Annotated in this window: 12 protein-coding genes; 8 read left to right on the top strand and 4 right to left on the bottom strand. The window is 70.3% G+C overall.

Features of this window, described 5'->3' with window-relative positions:
* Window positions 1–226: 226 nt before the first annotated feature.
* From ACLEQD_RS18120 to ACLEQD_RS18135, 4 genes are all read left to right on the top strand, one after another.
* Window positions 227–2428 (top strand): hypothetical protein, encoded by a 2202-nt coding sequence (locus ACLEQD_RS18120; protein ID WP_410385573.1) that lies wholly within the window; start codon window positions 227–229, stop codon window positions 2426–2428.
* 146 nt (window positions 2429–2574) lie between these two features.
* A complete protein-coding gene (locus ACLEQD_RS18125) occupies window positions 2575–3645 on the top strand; it encodes a glucodextranase DOMON-like domain-containing protein (RefSeq protein WP_410385574.1) in 1071 nt (356 codons plus the stop codon).
* 81 nt (window positions 3646–3726) lie between these two features.
* A complete protein-coding gene (locus ACLEQD_RS18130; RefSeq protein ID WP_410385575.1) occupies window positions 3727–5088 on the top strand; it encodes an AHH domain-containing protein in 1362 nt (453 codons plus the stop codon).
* Window positions 5089–5104: 16 nt separating this feature from the next.
* The gene (locus ACLEQD_RS18135; RefSeq protein ID WP_410385576.1) at window positions 5105–6355 is read left to right on the top strand and encodes an imm11 family protein; all 1251 of its coding nucleotides are present in this window, start codon (window positions 5105–5107) and stop codon (window positions 6353–6355) included.
* Here the strand turns inward: ACLEQD_RS18135 and ACLEQD_RS18140 are convergent.
* Window positions 6352–8016: an alpha-amylase family glycosyl hydrolase gene (locus ACLEQD_RS18140; protein ID WP_410385577.1), complete on the bottom strand. Its 1665-nt coding sequence runs from the start codon at window positions 8014–8016 to the stop codon at window positions 6352–6354. The two genes, ACLEQD_RS18135 and ACLEQD_RS18140, sit on opposite strands and share 4 nt — an antisense overlap.
* Before the next feature lie 90 nt (window positions 8017–8106).
* Here ACLEQD_RS18140 and ACLEQD_RS18145 point away from each other — a divergent pair, with 90 nt between their 5' ends.
* Window positions 8107–9393, top strand: a complete 1287-nt coding sequence (locus ACLEQD_RS18145; RefSeq protein ID WP_410385578.1) for a DUF4032 domain-containing protein — start codon at window positions 8107–8109, stop codon at window positions 9391–9393.
* A 182-nt stretch (window positions 9394–9575) separates the two neighbouring features.
* Window positions 9576–10409 carry a hypothetical protein gene (locus ACLEQD_RS18150; protein ID WP_410385579.1) on the top strand — a complete coding sequence of 278 codons (834 nt, stop codon included), beginning with the start codon at window positions 9576–9578 and terminating at the stop codon, window positions 10407–10409.
* Window positions 10410–10458: 49 nt separating this feature from the next.
* Here the strand turns inward: ACLEQD_RS18150 and ACLEQD_RS18155 are convergent, their stop codons facing one another.
* The gene (locus ACLEQD_RS18155; RefSeq protein ID WP_410385580.1) at window positions 10459–12291 is read right to left on the bottom strand and encodes a metallophosphoesterase; all 1833 of its coding nucleotides are present in this window, start codon (window positions 12289–12291) and stop codon (window positions 10459–10461) included.
* 165 nt (window positions 12292–12456) lie between these two features.
* Between ACLEQD_RS18155 and ACLEQD_RS18160 the strand changes: the two genes are divergently transcribed.
* A complete protein-coding gene (locus ACLEQD_RS18160; RefSeq protein ID WP_410385581.1) occupies window positions 12457–12927 on the top strand; it encodes an acyl-CoA thioesterase in 471 nt (156 codons plus the stop codon).
* 85 nt (window positions 12928–13012) lie between these two features.
* Complete coding sequence (locus ACLEQD_RS18165; RefSeq protein WP_410385582.1) at window positions 13013–14230, top strand: ATP-binding protein; 1218 nt, start codon at window positions 13013–13015, stop codon at window positions 14228–14230.
* 70 nt (window positions 14231–14300) lie between these two features.
* Here ACLEQD_RS18165 and pfkB read toward each other — a convergent pair whose 3' ends face one another.
* On the bottom strand, window positions 14301–15257 hold the full coding sequence (gene pfkB / locus ACLEQD_RS18170) for a 1-phosphofructokinase (protein WP_410385583.1): 957 nt from the start codon (window positions 15255–15257) through the stop codon (window positions 14301–14303).
* Window positions 15254–16587 (bottom strand): phosphoenolpyruvate--protein phosphotransferase (gene ptsP, locus ACLEQD_RS18175; RefSeq protein ID WP_410385584.1); only part of this gene is annotated, 1334 nt, incomplete at its 5' end. The genes ptsP and pfkB, both read right to left, overlap by 4 nt.

A 16587-nucleotide genomic window follows, 5' to 3' on the forward strand; every position in this document is an offset into this window, starting at 1 on the left:
GGCCCCGGCCCCGGCGCCCACGCCGGCCGCTCCGGCTGGAACGACGGTCGCCCCGGCGCCGACGACGGCCACGCCGACGAAGTAGTCGGTGGTGGACTGTTCAAAACAGTCCGTTTCAAGGTTTGATGCAAGACGGGGAGGGCTGCCGTGGTGACCCCGCGGCGGCCCGGGAGAGGGGATGACCCCCCTCTGGTTCAAAGCTTTCGACAAGGGTTTTCCGGACATCATGAAGAATCGCAAGAACGTGGTGCGGGGAGCGTGTGCGCTCACCGTGGCGGTCGGCCTCATTCCCGGGGCGGCCATGGCGCAGGACAGCGGCCCCAAGCTCACCATTGGCGGCACGACCTATACGAAGTACCTCTGGGGCACGCAGCGCGACCAGGGCGCGCTCTACAACTTCACGACGGTGCCCGGTGAGGGCTACGGCGACAACGGCATCGGCACGGAGCTGGAGCTCCTGCTGAACGCGAAGATCTCCCCGCAGGTGGAGGTCAACGGCCGCATCCACAGCCGCTTCAACCAGAACTTCTGGACGAACTTCGGCGGCTTCGGCGGCCGCAACCCGCCGACGAACTGCACCGCGGGCGACTGCGGCGAGTTCGACCCGCGCTCCAACCAGTACATCAAGCTGCGCGGCATGTCCGTGACGCTGCGCCCGGGCTACCTCATCGACTCGGCGCTCATCGGCGCGACGGACCTGGGCCAGTTCGACCCGTTCGTCATCGGCCGGGTGCGCTACATCGACCGCGACAACGCGGCGGCCATCCTGCTGCAGGGCTCCAACTTCGACCGGAAGCTCACCTGGGACGCGGCGCGCATCTCGCTGCCCCGCCTCTGGGCCGGCCCGAACTTCAGCACGGGCGCCTTCCACGCGCGTGACGCGGCCTACGGCTTCCAGGCGAAGTACACCGCCTCCGAGCTCTTCGACGTGGGCGGCATCTTCCAGTACGCGAACGACCAGGAGGTCAACGCGGAGGACAACAACTTCGACGACGGCCGCGACCTGACGCCGCGCTACCGCAACGGCGTGGGCGGCCTGAAGGCGGGCCTGCACATGGGCTCGTGGCTGGACGTGCGCGGCGCGGTGTACACGTCCTACTCCAACGCGGACCCCGTGCTGTCGCCGGCGAACTTCGGCGGCATCGGCGGCTACAGCGCGGTGCTGGCGGGCCACCACACGGACCAGACGTACATGCTGAACGCGTCCCTCAACGACCCGCTGGACGTGGGCCTGTCCTTCAACTTCCAGCTGTTCAGCATTGGCGCGGACTACGTGGCGGTGATGGCCAGCCGCCGCGAGGCGGACGTGCTGCTCACGGAAGGTCACGACGGCAGCTTCGCGTTCCCCGGCCCGTCCAACGCGTCCTACGGCATCTACAAGGGCAACCCCACCCGCATTGGCTACGGCGGCTGGACGAGCGAGGCCCAGCAGGTCGCGACCATCAACGTGGACAACGACTTCACGGACTTCGACGAGCCCATGGCGGAGACGGCCATTGGTTGGAAGGGCGTGACGGCGAACCCGGTCTACACCAACGGCGCGCTGGAGCTGGGCGGTGAGTATTCCTTCATCACCTACAACACCAACTGGCAGGCGTACGGCAACGACCAGGAGTCGCTGAACAACACCACGTACCCCGGCACGGAGCTGGACTCCGGCGTGGGCCACAACTTCCGCACGGCCTACCAGCCCTTCCAGGACAAGAAGACGCACCTGGTCGCGCTGCGCGCCAAGTACGTGGTGGACGTGCTGAAGGGCATCGATGTGTTCGGCAAGTTCAAGTACATCCACGAGACGGACAAGCGCCTGAACGACCCGCGCTTCCTGCCGTTCCAGTCCGGCGCGTGCGCGGGCGGCGGCGTGGCGTGCGACAACACGCTCGTCAACGAGTACAGCCCCGGCAACAGCACCTCCGACCTCTACCGCAACCCGGACGTCATCACGAACAGCCAGGGTGAGACGGGCTACCAGTTCAAGCCGTTCGACAACATCGGCGACGACGACCGCCTGCTGGACTACACGACGTTCACGGCCGGCGCGGGCTACCAGTTCACGGACGACCTGTACGTGTCCGCCAGCTACTCCAAGTTCTTCGCGGACCTGCTGGACGGCAACACGGCGTTCCAGGCGTACAACAACCACGAGATGGCGTCCGGCAAGCACAACAAGAACCAGGTGCTGGTGAAGGCGCGCTACATCCTGTCCGGCGTGGAGTTCGGCCTGGAGGGCCAGTACGCGTTCGGCACCTTCCGTCCCGACTTCGGCGACGGCTACGTGGTGCAGTACGCGGACGACACCATCGCGGCCGACCACGGCGTGGCGGTGGGTTCGCGCGGCTTCACCAACCGCAACGGCGGTTGGAACAGCCTGGAGGAGCGCAACTTCGACCACATGCGCGTCAAGGCGTTCATGAAGGCGCAGTTCTAGTCACCGCGCGCTCCGCTTCGGGCGGGGCCCACGGTTGACGAGAGGAGGAGCCCGGGGCGCCTGTGAAGGCACTCCGGGCTCCTTGCGTTTGGGGCACCGCGCGGTACACCTGACGGGCCGTTCCTTCGTGCATGAGGTGCCCCTCCATGTTCGTGCGTTCCCGCGTGTCCGCGCTCCTGCTCGCCTCCACCCTGGCCGCGTGTTCCGGCGGCAGGACGCGCGAGGACGCGCTGCTGTTCCGGCTGACGGACCCCGTGGGGGACGACCACGGCGACGGCGAGCTGGTGTACCCGCGCCGGACGGACCTGGGGCCCGGGGACCTGGACGTGGTGTCGATGGCGGCGTTCGCGGACGGCGAGGCGACGCGGTTCGAGGTGACGTTCGCGCGCCCCATCGCGAGGCCCTCGCGCGCGCAGTCGGTGGACCTGGAGGGCGCGACGGTCGCGGAGCGCGCGCGGCACGGCTTCTACACGTTCAACGTGGACCTGTACGTGGACCAGGACCGCAAGCCGGGCTCCGGCCGCACGGACACGCTGCCGGGGCGGGGGCTCACGCTGGCGGCGGACTCGGGGTGGGAGAAGGCGGTGGTGCTGACGCCGCGGCCGTACGAGGCGCGCGAGGCGCTGCGCAAGCGCTGGCGGCAGGTGGCGCTGGACGCGTACGAGAAGAAGTCGGGCGGGATTGGCGGCAAGGTGGAGTCGGAGCTGAACGCGGCCGTGGAGCAGGAGCTGGAGGCGCGGGTGTTCTTCCCCACGATCATCCAGGTGAGCGGGCGCACGGTGATGTTCACGGTGCCGGACCGCTTCCTCGGCGCGCACGCGAGCGCGGACTGGGGCTACGGCGTCGCGGTGACGGGCGCGACGCTCGAGCGGCGCGTGTCCCTGGGCGGGATATTTGGCGGGGACACGACCGCGAATCAGCAGCTCATGGCCATGGGCATCATGGCGGGGGAGCCGTACAACGACCGCTTCGGGGGCGGGCGCAAGGGAGACCCGTCGCAGTCGCCGGTGGTGGATCTGCTGGTGGCGCCGGGCACCACGCAGGAGGCGGTGCTGGGGGCCACGAAGCCGGCGTGGGACCTGGTGGTTCCGTCGGGGAAGTCCGTGGTGCCGGCGGCCGTGGCTCCGGATGCGGGCACGGTGGAGGACGCCGGGGCGCCCGTGGACGCGCCTGCCGTGGACGCGGGGAGCGTGGGTCCGTCGTCGCCCGCCCCGTGATGGAGGGCTCCCGCGCGGTGCTCGGGAGGTCCTGGTTGCGGTGAGCCCGCGCGGCCGAGGATGGATGCCCTGGAGGTCTCCATGTCCTCGTGTCGGAGCTGGGCGGTCGTGGTGCTGCTGTTGCTGCTGGGCACGGGGTGTTCAGCGACGCGCGGCGTCCGGCTGAAGACGGGGCGTGGGGCGCCGGTCGTCCATGTGCCTGGGGCGGAGGTCGCGCCCGAGCCTCTGGAGGAGGACGCGTTCGCGGAGGCGGTGCGGACGCTAGCGGAGGACGCGCCGGTGTCCCCGCATCCTCGCGAGGCGGCGTACCGGCAGTTCGCGGGCTCGTTCTCCACGAAGGCGTATGCCCACGTGCGCGGGCGCCTGGGGCTGGTCTCCGTGGAGGAGCCGACGCGTGCGCGGCTGCTGGTGGATGACGCGGACCGGGAGCTGGCGAGCGCCTATGGGCGGTGGTGCCAGCGCAAGCAGACACCGGGGGACTGTCTCCAGTTGCTGGAGGCTGGAGCCACGCTGGATGAGGACGGGCGGCGTTCGCTGGCATTCGCCATCGCGTTGGACTCGGTGTGGGACGAGACGTCGGACGCGCTGGTGGGGATGACGGATCAGCGCGCGGTGCTCACGACCATCGTCGCGACGGGGACGGTGTACCTGGCGCTGTGGCTGATGCCGGAGCCTGTGTCAAAGGGCATCGCGGCGACGATGACGGTGGTCCTCATCGCCTACCTGGGCATCGACACGGTGTGGAACCTCATCCAGGGCTGGATCGAGCTGTCCGAACAGGCGCGGGTGGCCCGGACGTTCGATGAGCTTCGAGACGTGGGGGAGGAGTACGGCGAGGTGATGGGGAAGAACGCCGCGCGGGCCTTCGTGATGCTGGCGCTGGCGGCGGTGGGCAGCACGGCGGAGACGTTCGCGGCGAAGGTCGCGACGCTCCCGGGTTCAGGGCAGGCCTCCCTGGTGGCCGCGGAGATGGGGGGCTTCCGGCTGGGCGCGGCGGCGCAGGTGGAGTCCGCGGCCGTGTCTTCCGAGGGCGTTGTCACCCTGGTGCTGGCACCGAATGCCGTGGCCATGTCCGCGCGGGACGACAAGGGGCCCGTCGCGAGTGGCGCGGATGCGGAGGGCCATGAGCACCACATCGCTTCCAACAAGTGGTGGAGTGCCACGAATCGCGGTGGCCCTTGGTCGCCAAAGTTCCAGAAGATCTTCGACAAGGCGGGGATGTCGCTCGATGACCCGGCGAACAAGGTTCGCGTCCCGGGACACCGAGGACCTCACCCAGAGGCGTACCACAAGAAGGTTCTCAAGGAGCTGAAGGATGCGACGGCACAATGCAGAACCATGCAAGACTGCCGCGTCTCATTGACGAGAGCGCTGCAAAGGCTCGCGAATCAGATCCAAAAGGAAGGGACGGATCTGAATCGATGGGTTACCGGCGTGGAGTGACAGAGGAGAGTCGTCCATGGCGACGAAGTACTTCGACCTTTCCGAACATGTGGCAGAAGGGTGCTGGTGCTTGGGGCATCCGCTTGATGATCAGCGGCAAGAACTCGACGACCCCTGGCAATTCAGTGTGGGGGAACCCGCCCACTTCAAGGGGCAGATCAAGCTTCCGCTGGATATGGAGGGAGAATCCCTTGATTACTCCCACGCGGCGTTCGGTACTCCGGTGGTCAATGCAAAGCTGGCCGCCCTGTTCCAAGAGCTGGCTCCCACTGACGTGGAGTTGATTCCCGTCGAGGTCGACGACCGCGCAGGGCCGTACTTCATCCTCAACGCCCTTCGTAAATTCACATGCATCGACACCGAGGCTTCCGCGGAGGTGGACTACTGGTCCGAGGAGGATGGGATTCCCGAGAAGGTTGGGAAGCTTTTCTCCATCTCAGACATGCGCATCGACCCATCGAAGGTGGGTGATGCCAAGGTGTTCCGTCCCTCCGAATGGAGGGTCGCTCTCATCGTCTCCGAGGACATAAAGGCCGCGATGGAGCGCGCGGGCATCACGGGCGCCGTGTTCGAACCCGTTACCGGTCCCACGACCTTCGATCCTGTGCGGCGTGCGGAGACGAAGAAGCGCGGTGACCTGTGGGACCAGGCTCGCATCGCCCGTCATTCCATATGGCGAGGGCTTGGCGACATGGCGGATGACCTCTACATCCCTCCTGTCGTGGGCGGGCCTTGGCCCGGAAAACGACAGGGCTGGAAGGCCATGCGCCGTCCTGATGGCGGCATGCTCATCGTCACTGACGGCCTGTCCGACCCGTTCAACGACATCCTGGACCACCCCACCGCGGGCTTCGGCCTGGAGCTCGCCATCGAGACCCCGGAGCCGCTCGGGGAGGTGTGGAAGAGCTGGCCGGTGCACCTCCTCGAACGCGTCGCCTACGAGGTCGCCGAGCTCGAGAAGCTCCGTGTCTCCCTGGCCAACGGCACGCTGTCCATGGAGGTGGACGGAGTGGGCATGCCCGAAACCCTCGTCACCCCCGAGGGCCGCGTGGCCGTGCTCATCGGCATGGAGACGGACTCGCTACCCTCGCGCTTCGCGCTTCCCGGGGGCGAGGTCCGGCTCCTCACCGTGAAGGCGCTGATGCCCGCGGAGCTCAAGTGGCTGCTCCGCCAGGGCAAGGGTGCGGCGGCCGAACTGATCCGCCGCTTCAACGAAGCGGGAGAAGGCCACCTCTCCCGCTCCTGGCGCCAGCCCGCCGTCAGCTAACGCAGCCGCCAGATGCCCGTGGAGCGGGCCGGCACGCTCGTCTTCCACGCTCCCGACCCACCCGCGAGCGGCGTCACGCCGTTGTCCAGGAACAGCGGCTCCGCCGTCGTGGCCTCCACGTCGAACGGCCCCACGGACTCCTGCCCGGTGGAGAAGTTGTGGACCACCAGCACCTGCTCGTCTCCCAGCGTCCTCACGAACGCCAGCGAGCGCGACACGCCCGTCGTCGGCGTGAGCAGCCGCAGGCCTCCGTTGCGCAGCGCCTCCGAAGCCTGACGCGCGTGGATGAGGTTCCGGTAGCGCGACAGCAGCGACCCCGGGTTGCTCCGCTGCGCCTCCACGTTCGCCGTCTCCCGGCCGCTGGAGAAGCCGTACCAGGGCGACCCCGTGGTGAAGCCGCCCCCCGCGGCGGCCGTCCACGGCATCGGCGTGCGCTTGGACTCGTCGTTGTTGGCGTTGCCGTTCCCCAGGCCCACCTCTTCTCCGTAGTAGAGGAACGGCGCGCCCGGCAGCGTCAGCAACACCGACGCCGCGAGCCCCAGCTTCGCCCCGTCGTTCGTGAACTGCGTCGCCAGCCGCACCATGTCGTGGTTGGTGAGGAAGGGCGCGTCCGCCACGCCGGCCGGATAGTGGTTCTTCATCTCCAGCAGCTTCGACGCCACGCCCCCGCCGTTGCCCGCGTTGATGCCCTCAATCACTCGCGCGGACAGGGGGAAGTTGAAGTTGAGCGGCAGCTCGTCCCCGCCCGGCACCGTCGCCGTGGAGCCGTAGTACTTCGCCACCGACGGCGTCTCGCTCCAGTTCTCACCCACCAGCACCGCGTCCGGCTTCACCGACCGCACGTGCGCGGAGAACTCCTTCCAGAACGCGTGCGTCTCCGGCGTGTCCGCCTGCCCCACGCCGCCGCCCGTCTCGATGAGGTAGCGCGCGGCGTCCAGCCGGAAGCCGTCCACGCCGCGCTGGAGCCACAGCGTCGCCAGGCGCTTCACCTCCTCGCGCACCGCGGGCGTCTGGAAGTTGAGGTCCGGCATGCCGCCCCAGAAGACGCCGTAGTACCAGCCCGTGTCCTGCTGATGCCACGTGTTGGTCTGCGAGTACGTGTCCCACGGCTGCGCCCACGCCGGGTTGTTCGTCCGCCACTGGTACCAGTCCCGCTTCGCCGACTGCGCCGAGGACGCCGAGTCCACGAACCACGGATGCGACGCGCTGGTGTGGTTGATGACGAAGTCGAGGATGACGCGCATGCCCCGGCGGTGCGCCTCGTCACACAGCCGCTGCAAATCCTCCAGCGAGCCGTACGCCGTCTGGATGCGCTCGTAGTCCACCACGTCGTAGCCGTGGTAGCTGGGCGACGCGAACACCGGCATCAGCCACAGCGCGTCCACGCCCAGGTCGTCCGTCGTCGCCGGGTCGCCGTCGTTCAGGTAGTCCAGCCGCGAGATGAGCCCTGGCAGGTCCCCCACGCCGTCGCCGTTGGAGTCCTGGAAGCTGCGCACGAACACCTCGTAGAACACCGCGCCCCGGTACCACGCGTCTCCCGCGGGCGCGGCGAGCGTGATGTTTCCGGACGTGGGCGGAGTGACAGCGGGCGAAGGCGAGGAACCGGCGCAGGCCGACAGCAGGGCCGCGCCGCAGAGGGAGAGTCCGCGGAGGGGGCGCATGGCTCCTCCCTCTAACAGCGAACGTTCCACGCGGGCCAGCCCGGGGCCTGGATGCCGCGCGCTCACCCGGACAGTAGGCTTGTGGCCGCCATGTCCCACCCCGCACGCCGCCTCCACTCCCTGCATATCCGGCAGGGGCACCCGGACTTCCTCGACCTGCCTTGGGAGCTGCCGCTGGAGGCGTGGACGGAGCGCTCACCGCGCGTGGTGGAGGTGCCGCGCGGCCTGTCCCGGCACGTCGTCGTCTTCGTCAGCTACGGCGCCACCATCTACGCCTTCAAGGAGACCCCCGCGCGCGTGGCGCAGCGCGAGTACGACCTGCTGCGCGGCCTGGAGGACCGCCGCCTGCCGTCGGTGTGTCCCGTGGGCCTGGCCGTGCAGACGGAAGAGGGGCTGGAGTCCGCGCCCGGCGACCGGCCCGGGCTGCTCATCACCCAATACCTCGCGTCGTCGCTGCCGTACCGCGCGCTGTTCATGCACCAGGGCCTGGAGCGCTACCGCTCACGGCTCCTGGACGCGATGGCGGGCCTGCTGGTGCGGCTGCACCTGGGCGGCTTCTTCTGGGGGGACTGCTCGCTGTCCAACGTGCTCTTCCGCCGCGACGCGGGCGAGCTGCAGGCGTACGCGGTGGACGCGGAGACGTCCGAGCTGCATGAACAGCTCTCCGCCGGCCAGCGCGAGCTGGACCTGCAAATCATGGAGGAGAACGTCGCCGGAGGCCTGGCGGACCTGGCCGCTCGCGTGGAGCTGGCGGAGGAGCTGCCCCAGGAGCTGGAGGCCTGGCAGGAGACCGCGGCCAGCATCCGCCAGCGCTACGAGCGGCTGTGGGCGGAGATCAACCGCGAGCTCATCCTCCAGCCGCACGAGAGCTACCGCATCCACGAGCGGATCCGCACGCTCAACGACCTGGGCTTCTCCGTGGGCGAGGTGGAGCTGCTGGCGAGCGGGGAGGGCAGCCAGCTGCGCATGCGCACCATCGTCACGGACCGCGAGTACCACCGGCACCAGCTGCACACGCTCACCGGCATCGTCGCGGAGGAGCGCCAGGCGAGCCTGCTGCTCAACGAGATGCAGGAGATGAAGGCCACGCTCACGCGCAAGCTGGACCGCAGCGTGCCCCTGAGCGTGGCCGCGTTCCGCTGGCTGGACGAGCGCTACCACCCCACGCTGTCACGCCTGCAGAAGGACCTGGGCCGCGCGGCGGACACCGCGGAGCTCTACTGCCAGGTGCTGGAGCACAAGTGGTTCCTGTCCGAGCGCGCGAAGCGCGACGTGGGCCTGGACGCGGCCCTCCAGGACTACGTGGCGCTCACCCGCAAGCAGCCCGGCATCGCGCCGCTCGTGGAGGACGCGGCGCGGCCTCCCAGGGACCTGTAGCCCCGCGGGTCACAGAACCGCCTGCGGCTGTGACACCCGAGGTCACAGGTTCACTCCGGGCACCGTGCTCCTGCCTGGGATGGGCTTTCCCAGGTTCACGGAGAATCGTTGGCATGTCGGATGAAGGCAGGCGCTGACCGTCTTCCTGGGATTTCCCCCGGAACCTGTCAGGAGCCCCCCGCATGCGTCTGTTCCGCCGTCTTGTCCCTTCTGGTCTCGCCACGCTGTGCGTCCTGGCCCTTCCGTTCGCGCAGGCGCATGCGGAGGACTGTGTCCAGTTCGCGGGCATGAAGCACTGCGCCGCGGGCGGCGCGAAGCTGGTGGTGGAGGGCAACGAGCTGCTCGCCGCGTCCCGCGATGCGTCCGGCAAGGACGGCGTGACCGTGGACGCCGGGCACGTCATGGGCTGGAGCGCGGGGCTGCGCTACGAGCCCTCCGGCGAGGAGAAGGAGACGACCGTCAAGACGCACCTCTCGGGGGGCAAGGTGGTCTCCACCTCCACCGTCACGGACACGGCCGAAGGGCAGGAGTTCGCGGCGAGCTTCGTGGACGCGGACGGCAAGCCGACCACCTACTCGGCGATGGTGTTCCTGGAGGGCAGGCTCGTGGCCTTCGCGAGCGGACTGCCCAGCGGCAGCGTGGGGGCCCGGTCCATCGCGGGTTTTGGCAAGCCGTCCTGCACCATCCTGCGCTTCGATCTGTGCATGTCGATGTGTGGCCAGGGACCCATCGCGTGCGCCTATTGCAACATCCCGTGCCGACACGGGGCGGGCAACGACCAGTGGGTGCTCGGCAACGGCAAGTACCCTTACGCCAGCCACTCCTTCACGTCGCCCTTCAACGGCTACTCGGTGGGAGACTCCGCCATGGCGGCTCCGGAGATCGTCGTGGGGGATGAACTGGTGCTGATCTCGGACGCTCCGAGCGCGGGCGCGGCCCAGGACATCGACCAGGTGCTCGTGACGAGCACGGCGAAGACGGTGTCGCTGTCCAACGAGACCGTGGACCACCGGTAGTCTTCCGGTCCCGGGCGCGCCCTTCGCGGCGCGCTCGGCCGGGGTAGCGTCAGCGGCAGACGCGGATGGGCGGCTCGATGAGGAACGGCTCGGTGGCGCGGGGGTCGTCCGGGTCGAACGCGGGCGACATGGGCCCCGCGCCGGTGGGCTTCCACTTGCGCGGCACGCGCTCCAGGCCCACGGGGTAGATGGTCAGCGCCCCGTCCTTCCCGATGCGCATGCGCAGGAAGTTCTTCCAGTCCGGCAGCGCCAGCGACCCGAAGGCCTCGTTGGAGTGCGCGCCGAAGAAGTTCACGCTCAGCCAGAGGTACACGCCCGTGATGAACGGGCCCACGAGGAACCCCCCCACAAAGGTGAACGCGCTGGAGAAGAAGAACTTGCCCGCGAGGTGCAGCCAGCCGTCCGCGCAGTGCGCGCCATCCGGCGTCAGCACCGGACACACGCCCAGCTTGCTCACCGTCAAGTACGTGCCCCCCCAGGCGATGAAGAACGCCGCCAGGATGTGCGCCGCGCCGTGCAGGCTGCCCAGCAGCGCCCGCCACTTCCCGAGCGCCGCGTCCGCCAGCCCCGCGAGGCCGCCCACCGTCACCATCCCCAGGATGAGCGTCCACGGCCGGTTGACCATGCTGTTGGCCACCGCCGTCACCACCTCCGGCAGGCGGGACAGGCCCAGCGAGCCCACCTCCGCGTAGGCCGCCAGCGCGAGCAGCAGGTACCACAGGCCGGTGATGAGCCCGAACAGCGGGCTGTACCGGATGAGCAACAGGTTCTTGCGCGCCAGCTTCCGCGACGTGGCCTCGTCCGGGAAGCTCTTGCGCAGCGTGGAGCCGTCGCGCAGCACGGGCGCCGCGGGCGCGTGCGTGGGGTGCATGAAGGCGCCGCCGCCGCCCGCGGTGATGCGGTGCTGGCCGGTGTCGTCCTCGTGCCGGCGGTAGTGGTGCAGGTCGCCCGCGAGGAAGACAGCGATGCGCCGCCCGAGCACCTTCTCCTCCAGGTACTCCAGGTTGTTCTCCAGGTAGCTGCCCTTGGCGCGCCGCGCGGCCGCCGCCAGCACCCACGCGGGCTCCGCGTTGCAGAGGATGACGCGGTCGTCGGGGCCCATCTGCTCCGCGACGTGGCGGAAGTACTCCACCTGCGGCACGTCGATGTCGCTGTTGAGCTGCACGTCCGTGCCGATGAGCCACCAGTTCTTCGGCAGCTTCAGCGCGAAGTAGCTGCGGCTCTGCTTCGTGCGGCGCCCGGCCACCCAGCGCTGCGCGCAGAACAGCCGCATGAAGGCGGACAGGCCGTCGTACCAGTCGTGGTTGCCCGGGATGACGAACAGGTCCGGGTGGGGCGCCTGCGAGCGGCGCATGGCGGCCTCGTAGGGCTGCACCGTGCGCTCCTCGTACGTCTCGCGGCTGGCGCCCGGGTAGACCTCATCCCCGCCGAACACCAGGACGCGGCCTCGCGGCGTGACGTGGGCCGTCCTGCCGTCCTCCTCCGGGAGCCGCAGCTCCGGGAGCGCCAGCAGGCGCGCCACCGCGTAGGTGGAGTCCCAGCCGTCGCCGATGTCGGAGACGTAGTCGAGCCAGAAGTCGCCGTCCGCGCCGCTCTCCTCCGAGTAGTCGAAGTAGGGCTGCTGCGGACGCACCACCGCTTCGATGAGCCGGTGGTCCGCTCGCGCGCCGAACACCGTGGCCACCACCGCGTCCAGGCCCGTACGCAGCACCTGCGTGGGGTGCAGCCAGCGCACCATGTCCGCGTGCTTCTGGGGCTTGGTGGCGGTGGCGCTGCCTCGCTCGCGCACCACCTGCGGCGGGGGCGTGGGGCCCTGCTCCTCCCAGGGCGCGGGCGCGTCGTAGGGGCGCTCCGCTTCAGGGCGCAGGGGCTCACCGGCCATCGCGGGGACCCCGGACGGCGGAGGGAAGGGACGGGAGGGCGGGCGGCGCCAGTGTGGACCGGAGAGCCATGGACCCCTGGCTTAGCATGCCTGCCCGGGGCTCCTGGAGGGCAGGCAGGCGTGGTTTCCGTTCCCTGGCGGGACGGTCCCTGAGAGCCTGGGGGCATGTCGAATGCTCCCCTGAAGGACTTCCCCGTCGTCGTGCCCTTCCCCGTGCACTGGAGCGAGATGGACGCGTTCGGGCACGTGAACAACGCCCGCACGTTCACCTGGTTCGAGTCCGCGCGCATCGCGTACCTGGCCCGCATCGGGCTGGTGGGGCCGTCCGGCGCGGGGGCCGAGATGACGACGGCGGACGGCGTGGGCCCCATCCTGGCGAACACGCACGCGGACTACCTCAAGCCGGTGGTGTTCCCGGTGAACCTGGTGGCGGGCGCGCGCGTCACGCGGGTGGGCAACTCCTCCATCACCTTCGAGCACGCGGTGGCGGGCGCGGACGACGGCGTCCTCTACACGCGCGGCGGCTCCATCATCGTGACGCTGCGCTACACGACGCACGAGAAGGTGCCGGTGCCCCCCGCCGTGCGCGCGGCCATCGAGAAGCTCGAGGGCCGCACGGCCGGTGGCCCGGCGTAGTCCGCGAGCGGGTGCGCGCCACCCTGGACCGAAGTCCACGGGCATCACCGGGACGTGCTGGATAGACTCGGGCGTGAGGAAATCCATGAGCCCTTCCCAGCCCGCGAACGCGCGGATCCGCCCCCCGGCTTCGCTCTCCGCGGATGTGGAGGCCGTGGGGCGCATCGAAGCGGTGAAGACGGTGCTGCGGGTGCTGGCGCGGACCACGGGGCTGCGCCTGGCGGTGGTGGCGCGCGTGACGCCGGAGTCGTGGACGTGCTGCGCGGTGCTGGACGAGATGGGCTTCGGGCTGAAGCCCGGGGACACGCTGGCCGTCGGCACCACGTTCTGCAACACCGTGCGGAACCTGGGCACGCCGCTGCGGGTGAACCAGGCGAGCCAGGACCCGCGCTTCCAGGACCACCCCGCGCCGAAGCTCTACAACGTGGAGAGCTACATCGCGGTGCCGCTGTACCGGCGCAACGGGGACTTCTTCGGCGTGATGTGCGCGCTGGATTCGAGGCCCTCGGACCTGACCGACGACACGCTGGAGATCTTCCGCCACCTGGGCGACCTGGTGGGCCACCAGCTGGAGCAGGAGGAGGTGCTCTCCGACCGCGACTCGCAGCTGCTGGGCGCCCACGAGACGTCGGTCCTGCGCGAGCAGCTGATGGGCATCGTCAGCCACGACCTGCGCAACCCGCTCAACGCCATCTCGCTGGCGGCGGCGACGCTGATGCGCAGGACGGACCTGGATGACCGGGCCCGGCGGGGGCTGCGGCGCATCCTCGACTCGTCGGACCGGGCGAACCGGCTCATCCGCGACCTGCTGGACTTCACCCACGTGCGCACGGGCATGCCCCTGCCGGTGAAGCCCCAGCCCATGGACCTGCATGAAGTCGCCGAGCAGGTGGTGGACGAGGTGCGGCTCACCGCGCAGGGACGCGCGCTGGACCTGGTGTGCGAGGGCAACGGGCGCGGGAAGTGGGACCCGGACCGCATCGCGCAGGTGCTGACCAACCTGCTCACCAACGCCGTGCAGTACAGCGCTCCGGGCGCGCACATCCGGGTGGAGGCGCGCGGCGACGAGCGCGAGGTGGTGCTGGCGGTGACGAACGCGGGGACGCCCATCCCGCCGGCGCTGCTGCCCGTGCTCTTCGAGCCGATGACCCGGGGCACCACCGAGGGCAGCGAGCACCGCAGCGTGGGGCTGGGCCTCTTCATCGTGAATCAAATCGTCCGCGCGCACGGCGGCGAGGTGGAGGTGGCGTCCACGGCGGAGGCGGGCACCACCTTCCGCGTGCACCTGCCCCGCGGGTGCTAGTCAGCCCGCGTCCGTCAGGGGCTGCTCGAGCACGACGAGCGCCAGCACGTCCTTGTCGTGCCGCTGTCTCTCAGGCCGTGCCCAGCGGGTGCATCCGCACCGCGTGGACCAGCTCCGCCACCCGCTCCGGCGCCGGGGGCACCGGGCCCACCCTCGCGAGCTTCCCCGCCGCGAAGGCCGTGCTCCTCCTCGCGCAGGTCTCCAGGTCGTGGCCGTCCAGCCTCGCCGCCAGCACTCCCGCCACCAGCGCGTCGCCCGCGCCCACGGTGCTCGCCACCTCCACGGGCGGCGGCAGCGCCCGCCACGCGCCGTCGTCCGAGACGAACAGCGCGCCGTCCGCGCCCAGCGACACCACCACCAGCCCGATGCCTCCCGCGTGCAGCTCCCTCGCGGCGCGCGCCATGTCGCCCGGGTTCCTCAGCGGGTGCTCCACCAGTTCGCCCAGCTCGTGCGCGTTCGGCTTCACGAAGTCCGGCTTCGCGGCCACCGCGTGGCGCAGGGGCTCTCCGCTGGTATCGACCGCGACCAGGGCTCCCTTCGCTCGCAGGCGCTCCGTCAACGTGGCGTAGATGGACGCGGGCACTCCCGCCGGCACGCTGCCCGACAGCACGAAGCAGCCGTGGTCCTCCGCCAAGGCATCCAGCGTCGCCAGCAGCGCGGCCAGCGCCTCCTCCGGCACGCGCAGGCCGGGCAGGTTCAGGTCCGTCACCGCGCCGCTCGTGCGGTCCACGACCTTGATGTTCACGCGGCTGGAGCCGGGCAGCCGGAGGCAGTGGTCCTGGATGCCGCGCTCGCGGAACAGCGCCTCGAACAGCGGCACGGTGTCCGTGCCCAGGAAGCCCGCCGCCGTCACCGGCCGGGCACCTCCCGCGAGGAACGCCGCCACGTTGATGCCCTTCCCCCCGGCCGTGCGCGTCTCCGCCACCACGCGGTTCACCGCGCCCGCCGTGAACCCCGGACACTCCAGCGTCTGGTCGATGGCCGCGTTCAACGTGACCGTCACCACGCCCGGCTTCGTCGGCCTCATGCCTTCGCTTCCTTGCGGGCCAGCAGGCCGCGCACCAGGCCGCGCACCTCGGCGGCGTTGCCACACTCCAGCGCCAGCCGCGCCAGCCCCTCCGCGTCCGCCATGGAGATGCCCCGGAGCAGCGCCTTCACCGCCGGGATGCTGGGGATGGCCACGCTCAGCTCCCTGACGCCCAGGCCGGACAGCACCACCGCGCCGGACGGGTCCCCCGCGATGCCGCCGCACGCGCCCACCCAGATGCCCGCCCGCCTCGCCGCCTTCACCGTGAGGTCCACCATGCGCAGCACGGCCGGGTGCAGGCCGTCCGCCTGGGGCGCGAGCACGGGGTGCTGCCGGTCCATGGCCAGCACGTACTGCGTCAGGTCGTTGGTGCCGATGGAGAAGAACGACACGTCGCGCGCCAGCCGCTCCGCCATCATCACCGCCGAGGGCACTTCAATCATGATGCCCGTCTCCACCGGCGCCGCGCCGACCTCGCGGCGCACGGACTCGGTGATGGCCTGGGCCTTCGCCAGCTCCTCGGGCATCGCCACCATCGGGTACATGATGCGGACCGGCCCCTCCTTCGACGCGCGCAGGATGGCGCGCAGCTGCGTGCGGAACAGGTCCTCCCGTTCGAAGCACAGCCGGATGCCGCGCACGCCGAGGAACGGGTTCTCCTCCGCCGGCAGCGACAGGTAGGGCACGCGCTTGTCCCCGCCGATGTCCAGCGTGCGCAGGATGAGCGGCAGGCCGTTCAGCGCGTGCACCATGGTGCGGTACGCGTGGAGCTGCTCCTCCTCGCCGGGCGGGTCGTCGCGCCTGAGGAAGAGGAACTCCGTGCGCATCAGCCCCACGCCCTCGCCGCCCGCTTCCACGGCCTTGCGCGCATCCGCGGCCTCGCTGATGTTCGCGGCCACCTCCACGCGCTTGCCGTCGAGCGTGATGGCGGGCCGGTAGCGCTCCAGCTTCTCCTCCTCGCGCTTCGTGCGGACCCGCTCGCGCTGGTGCGCGGCCTTCGTCCGGTCCCGCTCCGAAGGGCCCACGACGAGCACGCCCGCGTCCCCGTCCAGGATGCAGTGCTGGCCATCGCGCAGGTCCAGCACCGACGGCCCCACCGCCACCACCGCCGGCAGGTCCAGCGAGCGCGCGATGATGGCCGTGTGCGACGTGGTGCCGCCGCTCGCCGTGCACAGGCCCAGCACCATGGCGGGGTCCAGCTTCGCGGTGTCCGACGGCGCCAGGTCCTCCGCCAGCAGCACCACGGGGTGGTCCGGGAAGGTGGGCGTGCCCTCCAGCACCCGGGCCAGCGGCCGCAGCACGCGCCGGCCCACGTCCCGCAGGTCCGCGG

Source organism: Corallococcus sp. 4LFB, from assembly GCF_046520365.1.
Classification (GTDB): Bacteria; Myxococcota; Myxococcia; order Myxococcales; family Myxococcaceae; genus Corallococcus; species Corallococcus caeni.

Excerpts from the sequence above, each read along its gene's own strand:
- ACLEQD_RS18140 (WP_410385577.1), bottom strand. The coding sequence starts at position 8,016 with ATGCGCCCCCTCCGCGGACTCTCCCTCTGCGGCGCGGCCCTGCTGTCG.
- ACLEQD_RS18130 (WP_410385575.1), top strand. The coding sequence starts at position 3,727 with ATGTCCTCGTGTCGGAGCTGGGCGGTCGTGGTGCTGCTGTTGCTGCTG.
- ACLEQD_RS18155 (WP_410385580.1), bottom strand. The coding sequence starts at position 12,291 with ATGGCCGGTGAGCCCCTGCGCCCTGAAGCGGAGCGCCCCTACGACGCG.
- ACLEQD_RS18135 (WP_410385576.1), top strand. The coding sequence starts at position 5,105 with ATGGCGACGAAGTACTTCGACCTTTCCGAACATGTGGCAGAAGGGTGC.
- pfkB (WP_410385583.1), bottom strand. The coding sequence starts at position 15,257 with ATGAGGCCGACGAAGCCGGGCGTGGTGACGGTCACGTTGAACGCGGCC.
- ACLEQD_RS18165 (WP_410385582.1), top strand. The coding sequence starts at position 13,013 with ATGAGCCCTTCCCAGCCCGCGAACGCGCGGATCCGCCCCCCGGCTTCG.
- ACLEQD_RS18160 (WP_410385581.1), top strand. The coding sequence starts at position 12,457 with ATGTCGAATGCTCCCCTGAAGGACTTCCCCGTCGTCGTGCCCTTCCCC.
- ACLEQD_RS18125 (WP_410385574.1), top strand. The coding sequence starts at position 2,575 with ATGTTCGTGCGTTCCCGCGTGTCCGCGCTCCTGCTCGCCTCCACCCTG.
- ACLEQD_RS18145 (WP_410385578.1), top strand. The coding sequence starts at position 8,107 with ATGTCCCACCCCGCACGCCGCCTCCACTCCCTGCATATCCGGCAGGGG.
- ACLEQD_RS18120 (WP_410385573.1), top strand. The coding sequence starts at position 227 with ATGAAGAATCGCAAGAACGTGGTGCGGGGAGCGTGTGCGCTCACCGTG.
- ACLEQD_RS18150 (WP_410385579.1), top strand. The coding sequence starts at position 9,576 with ATGCGTCTGTTCCGCCGTCTTGTCCCTTCTGGTCTCGCCACGCTGTGC.